Annotated in this window: 25 protein-coding genes; 4 read left to right on the forward strand and 21 right to left on the reverse strand. The window is 41.0% G+C overall.

What is annotated here, in order from left to right:
* Positions 1-55: 55 nt before the first annotated feature.
* Positions 56-1,591: a transglutaminase domain-containing protein gene (locus AAAY30_RS02445; protein ID WP_499215939.1), complete on the reverse strand. Its 1,536-nt coding sequence runs from the start codon at positions 1,589-1,591 to the stop codon at positions 56-58.
* A gap of 269 nt (positions 1,592-1,860) precedes the next feature.
* On the opposite strand from AAAY30_RS02445, the gene spoIIID reads away from it, so the two are divergent.
* The 3 genes from spoIIID (at position 1,861) to AAAY30_RS02460 (ending at position 3,851) form a co-directional block, all read left to right on the forward strand.
* Positions 1,861-2,157 carry a sporulation transcriptional regulator SpoIIID gene (gene spoIIID, locus AAAY30_RS02450; RefSeq protein WP_022235032.1) on the forward strand — a complete coding sequence of 99 codons (297 nt, stop codon included), beginning with the start codon at positions 1,861-1,863 and terminating at the stop codon, positions 2,155-2,157.
* 138 nt (positions 2,158-2,295) lie between these two features.
* The gene (locus AAAY30_RS02455) at positions 2,296-3,501 is read left to right on the forward strand and encodes a DegT/DnrJ/EryC1/StrS family aminotransferase (protein WP_186935678.1); all 1,206 of its coding nucleotides are present in this window, start codon (positions 2,296-2,298) and stop codon (positions 3,499-3,501) included.
* Positions 3,502-3,692: 191 nt separating this feature from the next.
* A complete protein-coding gene (locus AAAY30_RS02460; protein ID WP_294663443.1) occupies positions 3,693-3,851 on the forward strand; it encodes a hypothetical protein in 159 nt (52 codons plus the stop codon).
* Between the two features lie 220 nt (positions 3,852-4,071).
* Here the strand turns inward: AAAY30_RS02460 and AAAY30_RS02465 are convergent, their stop codons facing one another.
* The 20 genes from AAAY30_RS02465 to AAAY30_RS02560 all read right to left on the reverse strand — a co-directional run bounded on the left by AAAY30_RS02465 (position 4,072) and on the right by AAAY30_RS02560 (position 23,393).
* Positions 4,072-4,851 (reverse strand): polysaccharide deacetylase family protein, encoded by a 780-nt coding sequence (locus AAAY30_RS02465; RefSeq protein ID WP_022235029.1) that lies wholly within the window; start codon positions 4,849-4,851, stop codon positions 4,072-4,074.
* Positions 4,852-4,929: 78 nt separating this feature from the next.
* Positions 4,930-6,327 carry a cysteine--tRNA ligase gene (gene cysS / locus AAAY30_RS02470; RefSeq protein WP_295026571.1) on the reverse strand — a complete coding sequence of 466 codons (1,398 nt, stop codon included), beginning with the start codon at positions 6,325-6,327 and terminating at the stop codon, positions 4,930-4,932.
* A 12-nt stretch (positions 6,328-6,339) separates the two neighbouring features.
* Positions 6,340-6,990, reverse strand: coding sequence for a serine O-acetyltransferase EpsC (gene epsC, locus AAAY30_RS02475; protein ID WP_022235027.1), 651 nt, complete (start codon positions 6,988-6,990; stop codon positions 6,340-6,342).
* Between the two features lie 29 nt (positions 6,991-7,019).
* Positions 7,020-7,610 carry a CDP-diacylglycerol--glycerol-3-phosphate 3-phosphatidyltransferase gene (gene pgsA / locus AAAY30_RS02480; RefSeq protein WP_296152634.1) on the reverse strand — a complete coding sequence of 197 codons (591 nt, stop codon included), beginning with the start codon at positions 7,608-7,610 and terminating at the stop codon, positions 7,020-7,022.
* Between the two features lie 67 nt (positions 7,611-7,677).
* Positions 7,678-9,024: a 30S ribosomal protein S12 methylthiotransferase RimO gene (gene rimO / locus AAAY30_RS02485; RefSeq protein ID WP_302196686.1), complete on the reverse strand. Its 1,347-nt coding sequence runs from the start codon at positions 9,022-9,024 to the stop codon at positions 7,678-7,680.
* Positions 9,014-9,631, reverse strand: a complete 618-nt coding sequence (locus AAAY30_RS02490; RefSeq protein WP_252558866.1) for a regulatory protein RecX — start codon at positions 9,629-9,631, stop codon at positions 9,014-9,016. The genes rimO and AAAY30_RS02490 overlap by 11 nt, the downstream gene beginning before the upstream one ends.
* Positions 9,631-10,749 (reverse strand): recombinase RecA, encoded by a 1,119-nt coding sequence (gene recA, locus AAAY30_RS02495; protein WP_178586275.1) that lies wholly within the window; start codon positions 10,747-10,749, stop codon positions 9,631-9,633. The genes AAAY30_RS02490 and recA overlap by 1 nt, the downstream gene beginning before the upstream one ends.
* 121 nt (positions 10,750-10,870) lie before the next feature.
* On the reverse strand, positions 10,871-11,722 hold the full coding sequence (prmC, locus tag AAAY30_RS02500) for a peptide chain release factor N(5)-glutamine methyltransferase (protein ID WP_295053460.1): 852 nt from the start codon (positions 11,720-11,722) through the stop codon (positions 10,871-10,873).
* Positions 11,723-11,737: 15 nt separating this feature from the next.
* The gene (locus AAAY30_RS02505) at positions 11,738-12,727 is read right to left on the reverse strand and encodes a DUF1385 domain-containing protein (RefSeq protein WP_295053457.1); all 990 of its coding nucleotides are present in this window, start codon (positions 12,725-12,727) and stop codon (positions 11,738-11,740) included.
* Between the two features lie 16 nt (positions 12,728-12,743).
* Positions 12,744-14,216 (reverse strand): HAMP domain-containing sensor histidine kinase, encoded by a 1,473-nt coding sequence (locus AAAY30_RS02510; protein ID WP_022235020.1) that lies wholly within the window; start codon positions 14,214-14,216, stop codon positions 12,744-12,746.
* A gap of 36 nt (positions 14,217-14,252) precedes the next feature.
* Complete coding sequence (locus AAAY30_RS02515) at positions 14,253-14,954, reverse strand: response regulator transcription factor (protein WP_022235019.1); 702 nt, start codon at positions 14,952-14,954, stop codon at positions 14,253-14,255.
* 34 nt (positions 14,955-14,988) lie between these two features.
* The gene (locus AAAY30_RS02520) at positions 14,989-16,332 is read right to left on the reverse strand and encodes a hypothetical protein (protein WP_195411087.1); all 1,344 of its coding nucleotides are present in this window, start codon (positions 16,330-16,332) and stop codon (positions 14,989-14,991) included.
* Between the two features lie 29 nt (positions 16,333-16,361).
* Positions 16,362-17,033, reverse strand: coding sequence for a tRNA (guanosine(46)-N7)-methyltransferase TrmB (gene trmB, locus AAAY30_RS02525; protein WP_195411088.1), 672 nt, complete (start codon positions 17,031-17,033; stop codon positions 16,362-16,364).
* Between the two features lie 107 nt (positions 17,034-17,140).
* On the reverse strand, positions 17,141-17,893 hold the full coding sequence (locus tag AAAY30_RS02530) for a Nif3-like dinuclear metal center hexameric protein (protein WP_195411089.1): 753 nt from the start codon (positions 17,891-17,893) through the stop codon (positions 17,141-17,143).
* Complete coding sequence (locus AAAY30_RS02535) at positions 17,893-18,549, reverse strand: class I SAM-dependent methyltransferase (protein ID WP_499215940.1); 657 nt, start codon at positions 18,547-18,549, stop codon at positions 17,893-17,895. The genes AAAY30_RS02530 and AAAY30_RS02535 overlap by 1 nt, the downstream gene beginning before the upstream one ends.
* A 41-nt stretch (positions 18,550-18,590) precedes the next feature.
* Complete coding sequence (locus AAAY30_RS02540) at positions 18,591-18,788, reverse strand: DUF1858 domain-containing protein (RefSeq protein WP_117705753.1); 198 nt, start codon at positions 18,786-18,788, stop codon at positions 18,591-18,593.
* A gap of 142 nt (positions 18,789-18,930) precedes the next feature.
* Positions 18,931-21,384: an ATP-dependent Clp protease ATP-binding subunit gene (locus tag AAAY30_RS02545; protein WP_195411091.1), complete on the reverse strand. Its 2,454-nt coding sequence runs from the start codon at positions 21,382-21,384 to the stop codon at positions 18,931-18,933.
* Between the two features lie 39 nt (positions 21,385-21,423).
* A complete protein-coding gene (locus AAAY30_RS02550; RefSeq protein ID WP_022235012.1) occupies positions 21,424-22,422 on the reverse strand; it encodes a protein arginine kinase in 999 nt (332 codons plus the stop codon).
* Positions 22,423-22,424: 2 nt separating this feature from the next.
* Positions 22,425-22,925 (reverse strand): UvrB/UvrC motif-containing protein, encoded by a 501-nt coding sequence (locus tag AAAY30_RS02555; RefSeq protein ID WP_022235011.1) that lies wholly within the window; start codon positions 22,923-22,925, stop codon positions 22,425-22,427.
* 18 nt (positions 22,926-22,943) lie between these two features.
* On the reverse strand, positions 22,944-23,393 hold the full coding sequence (locus AAAY30_RS02560; protein ID WP_022235010.1) for a CtsR family transcriptional regulator: 450 nt from the start codon (positions 23,391-23,393) through the stop codon (positions 22,944-22,946).
* A gap of 262 nt (positions 23,394-23,655) precedes the next feature.
* On the opposite strand from AAAY30_RS02560, the gene AAAY30_RS02565 reads away from it, so the two are divergent.
* Entirely contained in the window at positions 23,656-23,907 is a 252-nt protein-coding gene (locus AAAY30_RS02565) for a type II toxin-antitoxin system RelB/DinJ family antitoxin (RefSeq protein WP_252558874.1), read from the forward strand.
* Positions 23,908-24,057: the final 150 nt, after the last annotated feature.

The following is a 24,057-nucleotide window of genomic DNA, read 5'->3' on the forward strand; positions in this document are numbered from 1 at the left end:
ACCCTCATTATTTGAAGATGTCTTTTCGGAAAAATGGTATAAAATGAAAAAACTACTAACTGTTTTTAGAAATATAAATTTGCAATGCGGTTGCATCATTAACATCAATTTGTCCGTCAGCGTTATAGTCCGCCGCAAGTTTTTGCGATTCTTTTGCATCAAGTGAATTTGTGCAAATCATTTGTAAAAGAGTAACATCAAGAATTGAAAGATTGCCGTCCTCATTAATATCACCTAATAAAAATTTAGGAGGAATTAACAAATCAGTGTTTACTTTGCCAAAACCAATATCAAGTTTTTCCTGTTTGTTTTCAGGCAAAACATTAAGTTTAATAATATTTGCATCGTCTAACGGGGATTTTTTTACATCTGCAAGAAAATTTCCGTCGTTATCAACTTTCATACCATAGATGTATGCATAGTTTGAAGTATTGATTTTATTTGTAACTTGGGTTACCGTTCCGTTTGCAGTGTTGTATTTGCATACAAAATTGTTAAGGTTAAAATAGATATTGCCGTTGTATTCGTCTGTACTTACAAAACTGTCGCGCCAATAGCTTAAACCGCCGTTAGTGTACCATTTATCGGAAATATCCGCTACAGGTTCTGCATAACCGGTTTCGGGATTGAAAGCAACAAGTTTTTTTGAGTTTTTACCGCTGTTGCTATTGTCTGCGGCATAAAAAAGATTATTTGAGTAACAGAATTTTGTGTTAAGATTTTTGTAATATGAGTTATCATAAGCGGTGCCGGTACAAGAATTGTTTGTTTTAAATCCGTAATGCACCGAAATATCCGACGATGTTTTAATTGCGCTGTCGCTCAACAGAAAATATTTGTGTGACACAAAACCGTATCTGTCGGGCGTAGGATCATCAAATGTAGCGTCAATATGATAATAATTTCCACCAATTTCAGCGAGATTCCAAATATGATTCATTTGAGAGGATTCAACAATTTCGGAATTAATACCTACTTTTTCAAGCAAATAAGACATTGAGCTTGCATAGCCCTGGCAATTTGCATATCCGTTTACAATACAATCATAAACGGAAGTACGGGTATATTGTGTGTCAGGTGAATTTGAGTATTCACAGTTAAGTACAATTTCATCGTGAATTATTGCGGCTTTTTGAAAATCAGTCATATTCGGCTGAATTTTTGCAAGAATTTCATTTGTCTTGCTTTCAAGCTCGCTTCGCATTTGTACAATCTGTTCGTTTGAATATATATATGTAGGAATAACTCTTGCTACGCAAGAACCGATTGCAAGACCGTAGGTTGTTTTGCTTACATAGAAAAGGTCGGGGCTTATTTCCGATACTGTGCGCATAGCTTTTTTTATATCATTTATAGATAATTGATATTTTTCAACATCAATTTCGCTGTTCAAATTTTCCATACTATCTATAAGGGTATTGCAAAGCTCGGAGTTTGAATTGTAAAAATCCTGATTATATGAAATATAGTTTGGGTTGCCTACAGAGGAATCGTTCACAGAGGCTGATGCGGAGATTACAAACATAGGCGCAGTAATTGCAAGTGCTGAAAAAACAGATAACATTTTGTATAAGCGACTGTGTTTTTTCATAATTACAGCTTCCTTTATTTTGAACATAGTAACTAAAAATGCTTTATTTACTATTTACATTTTAGCATAAATATAAATATATAACAAGGCAAATAAACTCACAAACTTTGCCGCTTCTTTTTATTATTATCTACAAAAGCCGCAATTTCTGTGTTGCTTTTACATAAATATTTTGTAATAAAATGTCTGATTTCCACAAATGATATTATCTTGCATACACAAGTTGCCACTTTCATATAATTTACCATAAACCATTCGGAGGGGAATTTATGAAAGGTATAGTTGAGGAACGGGCGGCAATGCTCGGCGAATATATAATAGAAAGCAAGGCAACCGTAAGAAAAGCCGCTAAAAAATTCGGAATTTCAAAGTCAACAGTACATAAAGATGTAAGCCAAAGATTAAGAAAGGTAAATCCTGCATTGTACAGAGAGGTGCGGCAAATACTCGAAACCAACAAAAGCGAAAGACATATAAGAGGGGGAATGGCAACAAAGAATAAATATTTACTTAAAAAACAGGCACAGGAGAGGGAAAAATTAAAAAATAGTGAACAAAATCAGTGAAAAGTCAATTTGTTTGCTTTACTTTTATAAACATATGATGTATAATGAAGTTTAGCATTTAATTACAAATATAGATTTTATAGTATTTTTATATACTTATTGTTTTCACTGAATATCCCGTTACAAGGAGAAGTTGAAATGAGAAAAATTCCGTTTTCGCCGCCTGATATTACACAGGCTGAAATTGACGAGGTTGTAAAGGTTTTAAAGTCGGGCTGGATTACTACAGGTCCCGAAACAAAACTTTTTGAAAGCCGTATTGCAGAATATTGCAATGTTGAGCGTGCGGCTTGCCTTTCTTCACAAACCTCTTGCGCAGAACTTACACTTCGTATTCTCGGTATCGGACCGGGCGACGAGGTAATTTTACCTGCATATACTTACACAGCTACAGCGTCTATAGTTTATCATGTCGGTGCAAAGCCCGTTATGATTGACTGCAAAAGCGGCAGCTTTGAGATGGATTATGACAAAATGGAGGCTGCCATAAATCACAATACAAAGGCAATCATTCCTGTTGACCTTGCGGGTGTTATCTGTGATTATGACAGAATTTTTGAGGCTGTTGAACGACAGAAAAGCGTGTTTAAGCCAAAGAATGAAATTCAGGAGAAATTCGGAAGAGTAATTGTTATGGCAGACGGCGCACATGCCTTTGGCGCAAGAAGAAAAGGCAAAATGTGCGGAGAAATTGCCGATTTTACAAACTTCAGTTTTCACGCAGTTAAAAATATGACTACTGCTGAGGGCGGCGCAGCCGTTCACCGTCCGCACGAATGGCTTGACGAGGACGACATATACAAGCAGTATATGCTTTTGTCACTTCACGGTCAGACAAAGGACGCTTATCAGAAGAACAAGGTAGCGTCTTGGGAATATGATGTTGTGGATACTCAATATAAATGTAATATGCCGGATGTTCTTGCGGCACTCGGTGTGGTTCAGCTGCAAAGATACGAAAAAATCCTTGAACGCCGTCACGAGCTTATCCGTGTGTATAACGAGGAATTTAAGGATTTGCCTATTCAGGTGCTTAACCATTGCGACGAAAATCACAGGAGCAGCGGTCATTTGTATTTTGTACGCTTTATCGGAAAAGATGACGAGTATCGTAACAAGTTCTACAATATGATGGCGGAAAACGGTGTTATGTGCAATGTTCACTTTAAGCCGCTCCCAATGCTTTCCGCATACAAAAAGAGAGGCTTTAAGATTTCGGATTATCCGAATACCTATAATATGCATAAAAATCAGCTTACACTTCCGCTCAATACAACCATGTCGGACGATGACGCATGGTATGTTATTGAAACTTTTAAACAGTGTATTAATACTTTAAAGTAAAATTTAATGTAATTTAATAAAAACTTCCTTACAGACCGGTTAGGTTAAATTTATATCGGTTTGTAAGGGAATTTTTGTTTTAACATTTAATATATAATAATAAACTTATTGACAATGCCACTGCGGCTGCATCAATAACTTCAAACAGCACAAGCACATATTCACTTGCAAAGCCGCAGGATATTCCAAAGGTGACTGTTACAAGCGAGCAGAGGAAGGCTTTGAAAGACGCTATACTTAACGGTGAGTTTGCAAACGCAAAGCTTTTAACCGCAACAAAGAATAAGCTCAACCGGATTAACGGATATCTTGATCAGCTTACATTGCTCTATGATACAAATAGCTTTTGACTCTTTGGCGACAGAGAGCTAACCTGATTACAGCTTATCAGTTTGCTATTATTAATCAGGTTGCAGAATAAATCCCATAAAATCAGCCTCCGCTTGATTGCGGAGGCTTTTTGCTGTTAATCAGAGAAAAATTTAAGAGGAATAATTAAAAATTTAGACCAAACTTTTATAATTTTGGCATATAGCTTAGTGGTTGCCTGATTGTTACTTCGCTAAAACATTATGATGTGGCATTTTGAGCAGGGAGCATTTTACCTTGTACATCGGTTGTATAATTGCCTTTTAACAAAATTTGGCTTATCGGCACTATTTCGTATCCCTGTGCTTTTATAGCCTCAATTACCATTGGCAGAGCTTCGGGTGTATTTGTTGCGCCGTTATGCATAAGTATAATACTGCCGTCTTTAAGTTTATTTGTTATGTTCAGGGTAATCTGATTTGGAGTAGGGTCTTTCCAATCAAGACTGTCAACATCCCACTGCACGCAGTACATATTATTAGCTTTTACCGTTTTTACCACATCGTTGTTGTAGTCACCGTAAGGCGCACGGAACAGGGTAGGGCATTTGCCTGTCAATGCTTTGATTTTTTCGTTGCAAGTCTGAATCTGCGTATTCATATCGTCAACCGACATCTGCGTCATATGCGGATGCGTATTGCTGTGATTGCCTACATCGTGACCACGCTTTGAAATCTCTTTTACAGACTCGGGATATTTTTCTACCCAATCGCCGACAAGGAAAAATGTTGTTTTTACATTGTATTTATCAAGAATATCAAGTAAATGTTCGGTTTGTTCGTTGCCCCATGCGGCGTCAAAAGACAGCGCTACCTGCTTTTTATCTGTATCAACGCAGTAAATGGGGATTTCTCGCTGTGCGCTTGCGGTCTGAATTGCCTGTACGGTAGAAGTCAAAGCAATTCCGCCCGCAATTACACCAATCAGCAGACAAAATCCAATTGAAAATAAGGTTCGTTTTGTTATTATATAAAGACGCATAAAATCCCCTCCATATTGACTTTGCTTATGTCAAAGTATATGAAAGGGATTTTTATTTTATTCTATTCGTTTTTAAAATCAGTTTTCAAAATGCCACTTAATGCCGTCTTTTGTATCTTCCACAACAACTTTCATTTCTTTAAGTTTATCACGGATAGCGTCGGCAGTCGCCCAGTCTTTGTTTTTACGAGCCTCTGTACGCTGTGCAATAAGTGACTCAACTTCTTCGTTTACAGGGTTTTCAGACTTATTCTCCTGTGCTTTTGTAAGGTCAAGAGAGAGAACCTTGTCAAATTCACCTATGAGATAAAGTTTAGTTGCATCGCTGATGTTGCCTTTTAATACGCTGTAAACGGCAGTAAGACCGAGTGAAGTGTTAAGGTCGTTGCCGAGAGCGTCATTAAATTCATTAAGATAAGGCTTGGCAGCTTCCATATCAGGCTCTCCGTCAGGAGAAAGTGTAGAAATCTTCTTAATGAGTTTGTCATAAGCGATAGCCGCATTGTCAAGACTGTCATAAGAGAAAGTAAGCGGCTTGCGATAATGGCTCTGTAGGCAGAATAAACGGTAAACAAGAGGGTTATAACCTTTGCTTTCAAGTAAAGATACGGTAAGAAAATCACCCTTTGATTTACTCATTTTACCTCTTGCATCATTGAGGTGGAGTACATGGAACCAATACTTGCACCACTTATGACCGAGGTAAGCCTCGCTCTGTGCAATTTCATTGGTATGATGAGGAAATGCGTTGTCAATACCGCCGCAGTGAATGTCGAGATACTCGCCGTTGTGCTTACAGCTGATAGCTGAACATTCAATATGCCAGCCCGGATAACCGACGCCCCATGGGCTTTCCCACTTAAGCTCCTGTGAGTCAAATTTTGACTTGGTAAACCAGAGAACAAAGTCCGCTTTATTACGCTTATTGTTGTCTTCTTCAACGCTGTCACGAACGCCGACAGCAAGGTCATCTTCGTTCATATTTCCGAAAACATAGTAATTATCAAGTTTTGAAGTATCAAAATATACATTGCCGCCTGCAATATAGGCATAGCCTTTTTCAAGCAGAACAGAAACCATATGAATAAACTCGTCAATGCAGTTTGTTGCAGGCTCTACAACATCAGGTCTTTTGATGTTGAGCTTTTTGCAGTCCTCAAAAAATGCGTCAGTGTAAAACTTTGCGATTTCCATAACAGTCTTGTGCTCACGCTTTGCACCTTTGAGCATTTTGTCCTCGCCTGTATCCGCATCGCTTGAAAGGTGGCCGACATCGGTGATATTCATAACACGCTTAACATCATATCCCGCAAAACGAAGGTACTTTTCAAGCACATCTTCCATAATATAAGTTCTAAGGTTGCCGATGTGGGCAAAGTGGTAAACAGTAGGGCCGCAGGTGTACATATTAACCTTGCCTGCTGTATGAGGTATAAATTCCTGTTTTGTCTGTCCCAATGAATTGTATAAAATCATTTTACTGCTCCTTTACTTTTTGCTTTCCTTTTCTGCCTTTAGAGCGTCAATTTCTTTTTGTAGATCTGTAATTTTTTGTTCCAGGCTGCAAAGTGCAAGTGCGACAGGGTCTGAAACATGAATCTGGTCGAGAGTTTCGCTGCGTATTCCGTTGATTTTCACCACACGGGCAGGTACACCTACCGCTGTGGCATTCGGCGGAATTTCGCTCAATACTACCGCACCTGCGGCAATTCGTGCGTTATCTCCGACTTTAAACGGGCCGAGCACCTTTGCACCCGAACCTACAAGCACATTGTTGCCGAGTGTAGGGTGTCGTTTTCCCGTATCTTTACCTGTACCGCCGAGGGTTACATTCTGATAAATTGTGCAGTTGTCGCCGATGATAGTTGTTTCACCGATAACTACGCCCATACCGTGGTCAATAAATAATCCCTTGCCTATGGTAGCTCCCGGGTGTATTTCTATTCCTGTTTTATGCCTGCTGCGCTGTGAAATCCAGCGGGCAATAAACTTCATATTGTGCCTTAAAAACCAATTAGCCTTACGGTGAGAGCGCACAGCCTTAAAACCCGAGTATAAAAAGAATACTTCGGCTCGGTTTCTTGCGGCAGGGTCACGCTCCATAACGGCGTCAAGGTCGGCCTTTAGTGTTTTAAACAAAGTATCACATCCGATGTGGTGTTGATTTTTTACATATCTGCTATAAACTGCTTGTTCTGAACAATATAAATTACGCCCGAAACAAGAGCCATAATTGTTGAAATCCAAATAAGACAAAGCGAAACTACTGTAAATATGCCTTGGAGATACAAAATTGTATCAACGGAAAATGCAGATGTTACGGTAAATAATTCAATTAAAAACTGCATTAACAGTATGGCAATAATAGCTACAAGTTGGGTTACGGTTTTGATTTTGCCGAAAATATTTGCGGCAACGACTTTGCCTTTTGAAGCGGCAATAAGGCGGATAGAGGTTACTGAAAATTCTCTGAAAAGTACGATAATAACTGCGATGCAGTCGCACCAACCTGTTTGCACAAAGCAAAGCAATGCGCTTAATACAAGAATTTTGTCTGCAAGCGGGTCTGCAAACTTGCCGAAATCAGTTACAAGTCCTCTGCTTCTTGCGATTTTACCGTCAAACATATCTGTAAAAGTTGCCGCAACAAAAATTACAAGGGCAACTGCTGTGTGAAAAGGAAAATTTATTAACAAGGATGCCACGAAGAACGGCACAAGTATTATTCTGCTTAAAGTAAGTTTGTTCGGTAAATTCATAATTGCCCTCTGATCTCCTTTTGACACCATTATATTATATGCCGATGTCGGTTATATGTAAATAAAATTATTCTGCCAATTCGCCGATTGGGTCACAATCCGTATAATCTGTAATCTTAACCTTTACAAAACTGCCGGGCTGTGGTTTGGTGCCGTTTGCGGTAAAGAATACACATCCGTCAATTTCAGGTGCGTCGGCATAGGTTCTGCCGTAGAAACATTCCGCAATTCTGTCATAACCTTCTACAAGCACCTCAATTTCTTTGCCGATGAGGCTTTCACAGTATTCTGCCATAACGCTCTGCTGATGTTCCATAATAATATCGGCTCTGTGCTGTTTGATTTCATCGTCAATCTGGTCGGGAAAACTTGCCGCAGGTGTGCCTTCTTCTGCCGAGTAGGCAAAGCAACCCAGGCGCTGGAATTTAATTTCAGCGGCAAACTCCGCAAGTTCCTCAAACTGTTCGTCGGTTTCGCCGGGGAAACCTGTAATAAATGTTGAACGAAGAATCATATCGGGTACTTTTGCTCTTAACTTGTTAAGTAATGCGGTAAGACTTTCACGATTGCCGTGTCTGTTCATTCTCTTTAAAATGTTGCCGTCGCAATGCTGGAGCGGTAAATCTATGTAATTAACAAGTTTTTCTTCCTCTGCAAATGTGTCGATAAGTTCATCTGTAAGTCTGTCCGGATAGCAATAAAGCACTCTTATCCATTTTAATCCGTCAATTTTACAGAGTCTTTTTAAAAGCTTTGCAAGGTAAGGTTCACCGAAAAGGTCTTCACCGTAGCGTGTTGTATCTTGAGCAATAACAATAATCTCTTTTACGCCGTCTTTGGCAAGCTGTTCTGCTTCTTCAACAACCGCATCGGGTTGGCGGCTTCTGAATTTACCTCTAATCATAGGAATTGCGCAGTATGTACAACGGTTGTCGCAACCCTCCGCAATTTTGAGATAAGCGGTGTAGGGAGGAGTTGACTGTATTCTTCTGCCCTCAAGACATAAAAGCTGTTTGTCGGGAAATTTCTCGATTTTTTCTTTATGTTCTGTATTATCCGAAAGCAACTCGGCTACAACATCCGCAATTTGAGAGTTAGCGCCGATTCCGAGTGCTGCGTCAACTTCGTAAAGCTGACGGGTGATTTCGTTTTTATAGCGCTCTGCAAGACAACCGGTTACAATAATGGCTTTTATTTTGCCTTCCTGCTTGAGCTTGCCAAGCTCTATAATTTCGTTAATGCTTTCCTGTTTTGCCGATTCAATAAATCCGCAGGTGTTTACAATAACCGCATCTGCGTCTGCGGGGTCGTTTACTAATTCAAAGCCCTTGCTTTTTAATGTAAAAAGCAGCATTTCAGCGTCAACCTGATTTTTAGGGCAACCGAGTGATACAATACCAACTTTAGAACTCATCTGTTTCATCCTCATTATATTCCGAAAGAACGCTTTTTATGTCGTCCCAGCGGTAACCGAGCCTTTGCAGTGCGGCAACAGCTCTTCTTTTTACCTTTTCATCGGATAGATTCCTATATTTTTTCTCAATAACCGCCCTTATTTGTTCGTGAACATCAATATCAAGTTCATCGCATAACTGTTCGGCGGTTTCTTTATCAATGCCCTTTCTTGTAAGTTCAAAGGCAATGCCACGCTTTGACATATGCTTGGAGTTGAGCAGTTTTTCAGCATAGTGTCTTGCAAAACGCTCGTCATCCACAAGGCCGAGCTCTTCCATTCTGTCAACAGCTTTCTGTGCAGAAGCTTCGTCTGCCGTACGGCGGATTTTATCCTCAAGCTCTTTTTTTGAATGTTCTCTGTACGACAACAGCCAAAGAGCTTTTTCTTTTGCACGCCTTTCATTGCTTAGTTTTATAATTTCGTGCAAATCTTCGTCGTCTATCTCTCTGCCGACATCAAAACGGTTTTCAATCAGCGTTTGTGTGTCGAGAGAAACGGCAAATTCGCCGTCAATATAAACAGCGCTAAGTCTTTTTCTGCGTGGTTTGATTTCTGTAATTTTCATTATTCGTCAACAAGCACATCAATGTTTGCGCTGTTTGCATTTTCTGCAGGAGCGTCGGCGGGCTTTTTAGCATTGGCAACTTCGGTTATCTTTGCCTTTGCGCCTTTTTTGGCAGGAGAGCTTGCCGCAACAACCTTGTCTATATTTGCCATAAGCTTATCTTCAATTTCTTTTGAAAGTTCTTTGTCGTTTTCAAGAAGTTCCTTTACATTATCTCTGCCTTGTCCGAGGCGCTTGCCGTCATAGCTGAACCATGCGCCTGCTTTCTGAACAACATCTGCCTTTACCGCAAGGTCAAGCAATTCGCCTGTTCTTGAAATACCCTTGCCGTACATAATGTCAAACTCTGCCTCTCTGAACGGCGGTGCAAGTTTGTTCTTAACGACTTTTGCTTTTGTGTGTGCACCTATCATTTCGCCGTTTTGCTTAAGAACTTCCTGCTTACGAATATCTATTCTTACCGAGCTGTAGAACTTAAGCGCTCTGCCGCCCGTGGTAACTTCCGGGTTGCCGTAAACAACGCCGACTTTTTCACGCAGCTGGTTGATAAAGATAGCAACGCAGTTGCTCTTGTTAATTGCGCCCGCAAGTTTTCTTAATGCCTGTGACATAAGTCTTGCGTGTAAGCCTACATGGCTGTCGCCCATTTCACCTTCGATTTCAGCCTTTGGTACAAGAGCGGCAACCGAGTCGATAACGATTACATCAATAGCGCCGCTTCGGATAAGTGCTTCGGCAATTTCAAGTGCGTCCTCACCTGTATCAGGCTGTGAAACGAGGAGAGAGTCAACATCTACTCCGAGTGCAGCCGCATAGGTAGGGTCAAGTGCGTGCTCAACATCTATAAAGGCAACATTACCGTTGTTTTTCTGTCCCTCAGCAATGCAGTGGAGTGAAAGCGTAGTTTTACCCGAAGATTCCGGACCGTAAATTTCAACGATTCTGCCTCGTGGAAGACCACCGATACCGAGTGCGATGTCAAGTGTGAGAGAACCTGTTGAAATGTGGTCAACATTCATATGTTTGTTTTCGCCAAGGCGCATAACCGCACCTTTACCGAACTGCTTTTCTATTTGAGTAAGCGCAGTTTGCAGCGCTTTTTCCTTATCTAAAGCCATTATTAAGTACCTCCCGTATATGCAGGTTAAATTTTAGTTAATCCGTTTGATTACTTGTATATTATAAGATATCGTCATAAAAAATGCAATAAGTATAGGGCTAAAAAATCGAACTAATTTTCTATTTTTGGAGCAAAGTCCCAATTATAGCCCTTTGAACACCGCCGAAGTCTATACTTTCGGTGATTCCGCCAAAGCCGTTGTCTGCCAAAATACGGCTTACCTCGTCATATTGACCTTCTCCAAGCTCAAAAGCAAGCGCACCGCCTGCTTTAAGTTTTGATTTCCATAAAGGAACAATTCTTCGGTAAAAGTCCAGACCGCTTTCGCCGCCGTCAAGTGCCATTGCAGGTTCGTGTTGAACTTCTTTCTGTAATGATGCAATATCGGCAGTTTTGATATACGGGGGATTTGATACTATGAGATCAAGACTGTTATCGGCAATGTCTTTGTGACATTCAAAAATGTCGCCGTTCAGGGCGTTTACCGCAGAATTGTTTAATTTAATGTTTTGTGTAAGATACGAAAAAGCCTTGTCACTTAGTTCTACCGCTGTTACTTTGCAGTTTGCATATTTTTCAAGCGCAAGGGAAATAGCGCCGCTGCCTGCACAAAGGTCAATTACATTCGGACTTTCTTTGCATGATAAGTAATCTATGCAAAGCGAAGTAACTACCTCTGTGTCATCTCTCGGAACAAGAACACCCTCGCCCACGAGCAAGTCAATTCCCATAAAACTCCACTTTCCGAGGAGATACTGCAGCGGTTCGTGATTAAGGCGTTTTTCTGTCAGCTCGGCAAGAACCGCAAGTTTTTCTTCACTTGCAACAGTTTCTTCGCCCTTTGTAATGAGCGCAAGACGATTAAACCCGAAAACTTTTTCCGTAAGGCACAAAGCCTCAAAGGCAGGAGCTTCAAACCCTGCCTCTGTTAAAATGTCTTTAGTTTTTCTGTAAGCCTCGCCGACAGTCATAATAAAGCCTCGCAATTATTTGTTGTTAATAATATCTGTGCCGTCATCGGGGATAACAGCTTTCATAGCCTCAATGGCAACTTCAATCATCTTGTCATCAGGCTCTTTTGTTGTAATTCTCTGTGCCCAAAGTCCCGGAGCGGCGATAATTCTTGTAAAAGCATTGTCGTGTTTGCCGCAAATTTTAATAAGTTCGTATCCGACACCGCAGGAAACGGGGAGAAGAAGAATTTTAAATACAGGTCTTAAAAATCCGATGCCGAACGGAGCAACGGGAATAAAAAGACCGATTACAATGCCTACAATAAGCATAAGCACCATAAAACTTGTTCCGCATCTGGGGTGGAAACGAATCTGTTTTCTTACATTCTCAACGGTAAGCTCTTCTTCGTTTTCGTAGCAGAAAATAGTTTTGTGCTCTGCACCGTGGTACATAAATACACGCTTCATTTCTGTCATTTGTGAACATAATACAATGTATCCGAGGAAGAGGGCTATCTTTAATACACCCTCAAAAACTGATTTCCAGAAAACAGCGCCCTCGCCGTCACCCTGAAAGACGGGTACGACATTTGCCGTAAGGTCAAACAGGAAAGACGGTAGAAAGAAGAACAGAGCGACCGCAAGTGCCACACCCAAGATTGAAGCAAACACCATTATTACTTTAACAAGTTTGTCGCCGAATTTTTCGTCAAGCCATTTTTCAAACTTGCTCGGTTCTTCTTCTTCCACTTCGCCCGCTTCAACTGCTTTGTCAGCGGAAAGCATAAGCGATTTATAAGAAAGTCGCATTGAATCAATAAGTCCTGCTATTCCTCGTAAAAGCGGCAATTTAAAAAGTTTACATTTTTCGGGAATAGTGGTAATTTTTATGTCTTCGCTGTAAATTTCGTTTTCGCCTGTTCTTACGCATACGGTAGTACGCTTAGGTCCACGCATCATAATACCTTCAATAAGAGCACTGCCGCCTATTGAAGTGATTTTTTTTGTACTGACTTTTCTCATCGCACAATCCTTTCGTTTATAGTTTTACATTTTCTGTTTGCGGCTGATCCTCGTCACCCTCTTTGTAGATAGGGAAGGTAAGAGTAACTGTTGTGCCAACGCCCTCTCCACTTTCAATGTCAAGAGAGCCGTGGTGCAGATTCATAATTTCGTCTGCAACTGCAAGACCGATTCCCGAGCCTCGTACCGTCTGATTTGCCTTATAGAACTTTTCTTTAACCTTTGGCAAGTCTTCGGCAGGTATTCCGCAGCCGGTGTCGGTAACTATAATTTTTATAATGTCGGGGTCATCCTTACTGTAAATAACCTGTGCCGCAACCACACCGCCCTTTGGTGTGTATTTAAGTGCGTTGTCAATTACATTGAGGAAAACCTGCTTAAGTCTGTTGCTGTCACCGTAAACAGGCGGATACATTGCGTCCATAGGTTCGTCATAGAGTAAATGCTTGCCCTCGTTTACGGCTCTGTCCTTTAGCATATATACGGTTTCGTCAAATTCGGCAAGAATATCGAGTTTCTCTTTGTTAAGCACCATTCTGCCGCTCTGAATACGGCTGAAATCAAGGAGTTCTTCAACTATGCTTGTAAGTCTGGCACTTTCTTTTATAATAACGCCCATACCTTTGTCAAAGGTGCGCCTGTCGAGTTTGCCTTTTTCGTTGAGCTGCATGGTTTCTGCCCAGCCTTTTATTGCCGTGAGCGGGGTTCTTAATTCGTGAGATACTCTTGAAATAAAATCGTTTTTAGTCTGTTCGGTAGTTTGCAAATCCTTTGCCATATCCGATATAGCGTCACAAAGGTCGCCGATTTCGTCATCGTACTTATGCTCGATTTTTTCGGAGGCGGAAAAGTCGCCCTGCGCAATCTGACCGGCTATAAGTGAAAGTTCGCCTATCGGTTTAACAATGGAGCGGATAAACATAAGTCCCGACAAAAATACAAGCGCCATTATTGCAAGACCGCCCGCAACGCAAAGAACAGAAATAAATAAGATTCTTGAGTGCACGGGTTCCATAGACACGATGTATCTTACGGCACCGAGCATAACGCCGTTTGAATTGCTGATAATGCGGGTTTCGCTCATTGCTCTTTCTCCGGAGAGAAGTTTGCCGTTCCATACGGCGTAACCGTCCGAGTTGTTTTGAGCGTCCTGAAAATCAGGCATTTGAGTTTTATCCGACGGGGTAAAACCCGTGGAAGTCATTATTACTCTGCCCGATGAATTTATTACAATAACTTCCATTTGCTCTTTACGGTCAAAGTTTTCAACATATTCACGGGCAGATGAATTAAAACTTGTTGTGTTGTCGCTCTCGTAGTCTGAAAATACAAGCGACAATTCATTGCCTGCCGAAGAAAGTGTTTGTTCAACACTGCTTTGGTAAACATATGTAATAACAAAGATAAGGCTGACAACGATCAGAACTATTATTGTAAATATAACGCTCAATGTGTTTAACATCCAGCGTTTTGTAATACCCTTAAACATTACGCTGTCGCCCTCCTTAAAGGTGTTTCCTTAAGTTCAGGCGTTCCACTTGTAGCCAAGTCCCCATACGGTGATAATGTACTTAGGATTAGACGGCTCGTCTTCAACTTTCATTCTAAGTCTTCTGATGTTTACATCAACGATTTTGTCCTCGCCGACATAAGCGTCACCCCAAACATGGTTTAAAATGTCCATTCTGTCGAGGGCAGTACCCGGATTAGAGAAAAAGTATTCCATAATCTGAAATTCAACCTGTGTAAGTTCAATCATCTTACCGTTTTTCATAAGTGCACGGTTTCTTAAGTTAAGTGTAAATTCGCCGCTTTTAAGCTCTTCTTTGAAGTTGTTTTCGGCGTGTGACTGTGCAAGTGCCACTCTTCTGTAAAGGGAGTCAACTCTTGCGAGCAATTCGCTTGGTGAAAAAGGCTTTGAAACATAATCGTCCGCACCGAGCATAAGACCTGTTACCTTATCCATCTCCTGTGTTTTTGCGGAAAGCATAATAATGCCGATACCGCCGTTGCGGCTTCTAAGCTCCTTACAAACCTGAAAACCGTCAATACCCGGCATCATAACATCAAGAATGGCAACATCAAAGTCGCCGTTGTGTTCTTCGTATTTTTGAAGTGCAGCCTCGCCGCAGTCAGCCTCGACTACATCATAGCCTGCTCTTGTAAGGTTGATAACGACAAAGTCACGAATTGCAGCCTCGTCCTCACAAACAAGAATTTTTTTCATAATAAACCTCCGTAATGTGTTTTATCCAAAAAAATTATATATTATTAACTGTCATCAGTGAAAAAGCTGTTTTTATATCATCTTCGCTGATTGAAAGTGATGTTTCTTCGTTTACATCCGCAAAAGCGTATGCTGTGCTTTCGTTCTTATATATTAATGTATAAGCGTCACTGTCCTCGCCGACATCCCATTGCTCAAGTTTAAAAGCTCTGATTTCAAATACTTTTTGTCCTAAGTTGTCGGAATCCCATTCAAAAAAGCTCATAGCCCGTTTTTCACTGTCAAGTCTGACGGTATATGTACCGTCTGCCCAGCTTTCGGGAACGGTAAAGCTGTAGCCGTTTTGGTAATCGGGAATTTGGTCGGATAAGTGATTTAAAATTTCACTCTGCGGATAAAAACTGTTCCAGCTTATTTTATCCGCAACAGCCGATTTATCTTCATCGCTTGTTGAAGGTAATTTGTCAACGACAGGAATTTCCGTAACGGAATCGTTGTTTATATCCGTACAGATTATATCGGCAGAGCGTTGAGTAATATTTTTATCTTTTTCTTTATAAAGAGGATTTCTCAAAACCGAAAGTTCGGTATTAAAATAAATAATCTGTGTGACGGTATCATCATTGGCAAAACAACCGTCAACTATAAGCACATTTTGTCCATTTTCGGCAGCTGTTACCGTAATATTTTTAAATCTTGTAATATTCGGGTCCATTTTTACGCTTGCCTTTGAGTAAAGACAGTTGCGTTCCTCGCTGTAAACAAGCATATTTGCTGTTGCGTCATTTTCTGTGGTATATAGTGACAGCAGCATTACTTCGTTTACACCGTCACTGTCAAAATCGGAGCAGTAAAAACTTGAATAACTGCTTTCAACCGTAAGCCTGTTTGTCTTGCCGTTTGAGTATGAGTGGCAGGCAAGATTATTAATGCTTGAGTTATATGTAGTATAGCCCGAAAGAATCTCAAGCGTACCGCTGCCCGTTACATCGGCAAAGTCAACGCAGTCAACATCGGTTGCGTCTAAGGCGCAGTTTTCGGAGAGCTTCCATTCGTCATTTGCGCAGTACATTACAAGCATATGCACTTCCGCTTTGGTTTCGTTAGGAGTGCGGTAAAAAGCAATTGCTTCGTCGGTACCGTCATTGTCAAGGTCTTTCATAACTATGGCACTGCGGTAGTTGCCCGACTTAGGATATTTTAAGGTGTATCCGCTGCCTGCGGTGTCGGCAATAAGCTGTTCGATTTCCGCCTCGTCACCGACGGTTTTCGGAGGGCGGATAAGGTTGTCTGTTCCTATGTCTGCACCGTCACAGCCGCTTGCGGAAATTGCAAACGCACACAACAGTGCGGCGGAAATAACCGCTTTGACTTTCATATCCGTCCCTCCTTTATAAAAAGTTAAAATTAATCGTGCTTTACAACAGCTCTTAAATACTTTATTTTTATACCCTCGGCAGAAAACATTTTTTCGTGCTCGGTTTCAATATTGTCTGTAACATCGCTGTTGTGCAGGTCGTATGTTTTGTAGATGATTTCGTAACCGCTCTGCTCAAAATATTCAAGACTGTCCGCAAAAAGTGCATCGTCGTCGGTCTTAAATCGAATTTCGGCATTTTCGTCAAGAAAATTTTTGTACATTTCAAGTTTCTTGGGAAATGTAAGTCTTCTCTTGTTATGCTTTGGACGAGGCCACGGGTTGCAGAAATTAATAAACATACCCTTGATTTTATCGTCCTTTGTAATTATTTTATCAATTTGCTCTACATTGTAGTTTACAAGCAAAAGATTTGTAATATCGGCGTCTGTTTTGCCCTCGTTCTTGAAAATTTCAACAATGTTTCGTCTGCCGACGCCGAGCATATCAATTTTAATGTCAACCGCAATAATATTTTTATCCTGATTTTTAACGGCAAACTGTCCTGCAAACCCGCCTTTGCCGCAGCCTATTTCAAGGTAAAGAGGAAGTCCGTTGTTAAAAGTTTCGTTCCATTTGCCTGCGTGTTCTTCAGGATTTTTTACAAAAAAATCGCAAACCGCAAGTTCAGGCTCTGCCCATTTTTTCTTTCTGATTCTCATAATGTAAAATTATGCACTTAATGTGCATCTCCTCATAAATATTCATCATACTATTATATCAAATTATTACAGATATTGCAACGAATATTTAATAAATAATACATTGCTTAAATGTATTTAATCTTATCGTTACATACTTCCGATTTTGTAAAGCAGGTGTTACCGAATCTTTCAGAAAGTTTACGGCAAAGCGGAGATATTACAATATCTTCGGTTTTAAAATGTCCTGCGTCAACAATTGAAATTCCGAGTTCATTTGCAAGCAGAATTTCGTGGTGTTTTATTTCACCTGTAAGCAGAACATCGCCTCCCTCATAAAATGCACTTTCCACATTGGAACCGCCTGCTCCCGATGATACTGCGACTTTGTGAATCTCGTTTTTTACATTAGTGTATCTCAGTCCGCTGCAATTGAGATTTGTTTTTACGGTTTTTGCAAAACTTTCAATATCCGTGTCGAGTTCGCCCATAAAAAGACATTCGCCGCTTTTGCAAAGCCTTGTGTTTTTAAGTCCCACTGCGTTTGCAAGGCAAAGGTTTACACCGAAACTTTCGGATAAATCAAGGTTTGTGTGCATACAAACGGCAGAAATGCTTTTTTCCGCAAGACGGTAGGGAACAGAGGAGGAATCAAGTTTTTTTATTGCATTAAAAATAACGGGGTGATGACTTATGATAAGCTCTGCGCCGAGCCTATCTGCTTCGTCAACGACCTCGTTTGTTATGTCAAGAGCAACAAGCACACGGCTTACAGGTTTGTTTTTACTGCCTATAAGCAGACCGCAGTTGTCAAAATCCATAGCGGTATCAACGGGTGCAAATTCCTCAAAAAATTCAAGTATATCTTTTATTGTAGTCATCAGAGCATCTCCCTTAGCTTTTTTGCGATTTCAGCGTAACGGGCATCGCCCTTTGCCTGTTTTTCAAGTTTTGTTATTTGCTTTTCTGTAAAAAGCCTGTGTGTGGATTTTACGGATGGCTGCAGCTTTGCACAATACAGCTCGGTTTGCGTGTATTCGCGTTTTTTGCCGCTGTAGCATACAAGAAGTACTGTGTAGCATTTGCCTGCGGCGGTACAGCAGTCCTGTTTTAAAATTTCAAAACCGTTGTCAAAAAGGTATTTAATCAAAACTTCACTTTTGGTCATAGGCTGTAGAATAAAGTGCTTTTCACTGTTTTTTGTATATGTACAGCTGTCAAGAATGGCTGCGATAAGTTCCCCACCCATACCTGCAATTACAAAATCGTCAGCTTCGTTTTCGCCGATATTTTCAAGACCGTTTGAAAGCCTTGTGGAAATGAGGTGTTCGGCATTGAAATTCATTATTGCCGCCTGACCTCTTGAAAGCGGGTTGGGGTTAATGTCGGCGGCAATAGCAGACGGACAGGTGCCGTTAAGGCACAGCCACAGCGGAAGATAGGCGTGGTCTGTGCCAATATCGGCAAGCCTTGCGTTTTGCCTTACAAAATCCGCACACATTCTAAGCCTTTGGTCAAGAGATATTTTATTTTGCAAATTAATCAATCCTTTCAGCCCGAATGTGAAAAACGGACAAATTATTTGTTTGCAATCTGATTGAGAACATCAATAAGCTCATCGGCATTTGCGCCATGAACCATACAAGCCTCTTCGATTGTTTCGCCTCTTGATGCAGGGCAACCAAGGCAGTGCATACCAATGCTGAAGAAAGCCTCGGCAGTTTCGGGATATTTGTCGAGAACATCACCGATGATAGAATTCTTTGTGATTTCCATAATTAAAAACCTCCTTGTCGGCAAAGCCAAAATTAAATCTAAAAGCAGATTTATCCGCCAAAAACGGTATTTTAGCGGATAAATCATTATAACATATTTTTTAACCGAAAGTCAAAAAATATATATTAAATTTTAGGATTTTTTACTTTACTTCGGCAAAGGTAAACTTTCCGTCTGCAAAGTCGCATTTAACCTTGCTGTTCGCTTTGATTGTGCCGTCAAGCATTTTCTCCGAAAGCGGATCTTCAATGTCTGATGTTATGGCACGGCGAAGAGGTCTTGCACCGTAGACTTCGTCAAAGCCCTTGTCGGCAATTGCGGAAACAGCCTCGTCTGTAAATTCAATTTCAATTTCCATATCGGACAAACGCTTTTTAAGACCTGCAAGCATCTTGACTGCAATTTCTTTAATCTCGTCCTTGCTGAGTCTGTCAAATACGATGATGTCGTCAATACGGTTAATAAATTCGGGACGGAAAGCCTTTTTAAGTTCGCCGAGCACAAGCTCCTTGGTGTTTTCGGTTTCCTTGTTTTCACTGTTTTCATCGGTAAATCCGAGTGAACTGTGCTTTTCCGTAAGAAGTTTTGCACCTATGTTAGATGTCATAATGATAACAGTGTTTTTGAAGTCAACCGTTCTGCCCTGTGAGTCGGTAAGTCTGCCGTCATCAAGGATTTGGAGAAGAATGTTAAATACATCCGGGTGTGCCTTTTCGATTTCATCAAAGAGGATTACCGAGTATGGTTTTCTTCTTACCTTTTCCGTAAGCTGGCCGCCCTCGTCAAAACCGACATATCCAGGAGGTGAACCTACAAGACGGGATACCGTATGCTTCTCCATATATTCACTCATATCAATACGGAGCATAGCGTTTTCATCACCGAACATAGCGGCGGCAAGTGCCTTGCAAAGTTCTGTTTTACCTACACCTGTCGGACCGAGGAAGATAAATGAACCGATAGGACGCTTAGGGTCTTTAAGACCTACTCTGCCACGGCGGATTGCCTTGGCAACAGAGCTTACTGCCTCGTTTTGACCGACAACTCTTTCGTGAAGTTCTTTTTCAAGGTTGAGAAGTCGCTCGCTTTCCTCTTTTGTAAGCTGAACAACAGGGATTCCTGTCCATTCCGATACAATCTCGGCGATAACTTCCGGAGTAACTTCGCCGTTGCGGTTCTCTCTGTTTTCGTACCATTCCTTTTTGGCTGTGTCAAGCTGTGACTGAACATTTTTCTGTTCATCTCTTAATTTTGCGGCACGCTCAAAGTCCTGCTCGTTAATGGCACTTGCTTTTTCCTGCTCAAGTTTGTCAATTAACTCTTCAAGCGACTTGATGTCCGGAGGAGAGGTAAGACCCTTAAGTTTTACCTTAGACGCACCCTCATCAATAAGGTCAATAGCCTTATCCGGGAGGTATCTGTCGGCAATGTAACGGGAAGAAAGATTTACTGCCGCCTCAATTGCCTCGTTTGTAATTCTTACCTTATGGTGCGCCTCGTAGCTGTCACGCAAGCCTTTAAGAATTTCAACAGCCTGCTCTTTTGTAGGCTCGCCAACCTTTACAGGCTGGAATCTACGCTCAAGAGCCGCATCTTTTTCAATGTATTTTCTGTATTCGTTAATGGTTGTTGCACCGATAACCTGGAAGTCACCTCTTGCAAGCGACGGCTTTAAGATGTTTGCCGCATCGGCACTGCCCTCGGCAGAACCTGCACCTACAATGGTGTGGAGTTCATCAATAAAGAGGATAGTGTCCTTTGACTTTTTAACTTCATCAATTGCGGATTTGATTCTTTCCTCAAAGTCGCCACGGTACTTGGCACCCGCAATCATACCTGTAAGGTCAAGACTTACAACCTTTTTGTCACGCAGAATTTCAGGTACATTGCCGTTTGCAATTTCAAGGGCAAGTCCCTCGGCTACTGCTGTTTTACCTACGCCCGGCTCACCGATAAGCACAGGGTTGTTTTTGGTACGCCTTGAGAGAATCTGAATAACTCTCTTTATTTCTTTTTCTCTGCCGATAACAGGGTCAATTTCACCGTTCTTGGCAGCCTTTGTCAAATCTCTGCCGAATTTCTCGAGTGCGGAGCCGCCCTCCTCTTTGCCTTGTGGGTAGCCGTTTTCCATACCCGAAAACTGATTTTCGGATGAGCCTTTCTGTAGGCCGCCTGCAACCGCATTTGCAACAGCATTAGAACTTACGCCGAGCTTTCTTAAAATACTTGTAGCGTAGCTGTCACTTTCGGAAACTATTGCAAGCAAAATATGCTCTGTGCCTACATAGCTGCTACCTGTCCTTGCAGAAATCATCATTGCGGTTCTGAGAACACGCTTTGTACGGGGAGTAAAGCTGTCGGGTGAGAGGGAAGTCTGAATACCTCTGCCGTCAACATTGGCAATCTCTTTTTCGAGTGCCTCCGCCGTTACGCCGCATTCTTCAAGAGCTGCGGCGGCAACACCGCTGCCCTCTTTTATAAGACCAAGCAGAATATGCTCGGTGCCAATATAGTCGTGACCGAAATTTTGAGCTGACTCAATAGAAAGGTTTAATGCCTTGTTTGCCTTTTGAGTAAATCCTCTGAATTCATACATAATCGTCAGTCCTTTCGATAATTTTTTACTGATTATTTTTTACACTTCTTCAAGTGCTTTTCTGAGCAAATCCGCTCTTGCCACATCACGCTGTGCAGCGGAAAGATTTTTACCGCTGTTTACCATAAGCGTAGCAGGTTCAACATCTGTCATCAGCTTGTCGATTGTAAGCAAAGGAACATCTTTAAGCTGTCCCGAAACTATGCCCAAACGAACATTTGAAAGCAGCTGTAAAGCCTCATCGTGTGCGATTGTACGGGCATATTTCAATATGCCGAGGCTGCGGCTGATGCTGTCCTGAATGTCAATATTTGAACAAATACGCTCTCTTGCAAGTTCCTCTTGCGAGATAAGCTGTGATGTTATATTTTTAAGGTTTTCAATGGCAGCTTTTTCGGAGATGCCGAGTGTAACCTGATTAGAAAGCTGGTACAAACTTCCCTTTGGCTCTGTGCCCTCGCCATGAGTGCCTCTTATGGTAAGACCGAGTTTTGAAAGATTGCCTGCAATTCTGCCGATTGCTCGGCTCTTTTCAAGTGCCGGCAAATGCAGCATTACCGACGCTCTCATACCTGTGCCGAGGTTTGTCGGGCATTGGGTAAGATAACCGAGTTTCTCGCTGAAAGCAAAGTCAAGGCTTTCGTCAAGCAAGGTGTCGAGTTTATCGACAAGGTCATATGTCTGCTCAAGCGCAAGACCTTTTGTAATTGCCTGTATTCTGATGTGATCCTCTTCGTTAATCATAATAGAAAGGCTTTCATCGGAATTTACAAGCAATGCTCTGCCCTCTGTATTGCTTATGAACTCAGGACTTACAATTCTGCGTTCAACAAGCGATACGCACTGTGCCTCGGTGAGGTCGCTCATTTTAATGAATTTAAAGTCGGAGGCAATAGAGCTGTTGCTGTTTTTAACGGCAGATCTTACCTTTTCAATAACCTTTTCCATTCCTTCGGGTGAAAGTTTGCAGGGAAAAGGAAAATCCTTTAGGTTTCTTGCAAGTCTTACTCTTGTGGAAATTACTGAATTGTCACTCATTATTATGCCTCCATTCCTTTGATTGTATCTCTTAATTCTGCGGCTCTTTCAAAATTCTGTTCTTTGACTGCTGCGTCAAGTTCATTTTTTAATTGAGCAATTTTTTCTTCTTTTGTAGGTTCGTGCTTTTCGGCTTTCTGAACCGTTCTGTCGCTGTTCTTGCCGCAATGTGTTGTGTTGCCGTGAATTCTTCTGATAAGTGGGAAGAGTTCGTCGCCAAATACATCATAGCAATCGGCACAGCCTACATGACCTGTTTTTGCAATTTCCGAATAAGTGCTGCCACAGGTTTCGCATCTTCTTGCCTGTGTTCTTGCCGGAAGTGCGTTGCCAAAGAAACTGCCGAGGAAGTTTGAAAATTCATCCTCAATGTCAGAGAACACATTTGTGTATCCCATTTTCTTTGCACATTCACTGCAAAGGTCATATTCTTTGATTTCTCCGTTGATTATAGATTTAACATGTGTGTTAGCATTATTAACACCGCATTTTTGACATTTCATAATAAATACCTCCTGCTTTTATGATATTGCTAAAAGCATATTCTTAAAAAGATCAGCTCTGAGCGAATCTCTTTTTTCCTGCTCGACTGTATGAAGCGCTCTGTCCGACAACGCAGACGCCATAACCTTTGCAACGCTAAGTTGAATAATCGACCTGTTGACCATATTGTTAAGCATTGCCTCGGCAGAAGCTTTGTCAAGCGAATTGCCTACAGAGTTAATTATATGCATTATAGCAGTACCTCTATCCATACTTACACGGCTTATTCTTATGTAACCGCCGCCGCCTCGTCTGCTTTCAACAATGTAACCTTGTTCCGGAGTAAAGCGTGAGGTGATAACATAATTTATTTGACTTGGCACACAACCAAGATTTCCCGCAAGTTCATTTCGCTGAATTTCCGCACTGCCGTTCTGCTCGTCGAGCATTTCTGTAATATATTTAGCGACCAAATCGCTCATTCTCATCTTTTCTCGCCTCTCTTTCAGATTGTGACTTTATTATAGAACTAAAGTCAGAGAAAGTCAAAGTCAAATAAAGTCAAAAATCAAATGCTAATTTAAAAAATACTCGCAAATACTCCTGAATACTCGCAAATACTAAATTTTAAAATTTTTTTGACTTTTTCTGACCTTTTTAAAAATGCCGATATTTTCTTGACTTTTAAAAACATACAAATGAAAAATACTTCATATAATAAGTATAGTAAATAAAAACGGAAGTGATAAAATGATTGTCAGTACAAATATAAACATAGACAGCGAGTTAAAGAAATCGGCACAGGAATTGTACTCGGATTTAGGGCTTGATTTGTCAACAGCGGTTAATTTGTTTTTAAAGCAGTCCTTGCGAGAACAGAAGATACCGTTTGAAATAAAAAGGGAGAGTGAGGAAGAAGGTTTTTTTGATACTTTGAAAAGTTTTACAAAAAAGCCGGAGTATTCGTCCTTTGCGGAAATTGTTAATTCAAATACAGATTAAAACAGCCGCACCTTGCAAAAAAGAACCGCAAGGTGTGGCTGTTTATATTAATAACAGTATGATAATTTTATAGTCAGTCAGACAATTTTTATTATCCAATCTGAATTTTATAACCGAAAATCATTTTCCCCAATACTTTCTGTCCAAACT

It is taken from the genome of Ruminococcoides bili, from assembly GCF_040093295.1.
Classification (GTDB): Bacteria; Bacillota; Clostridia; order Oscillospirales; family Acutalibacteraceae; genus Ruminococcoides; species Ruminococcoides intestinale_A.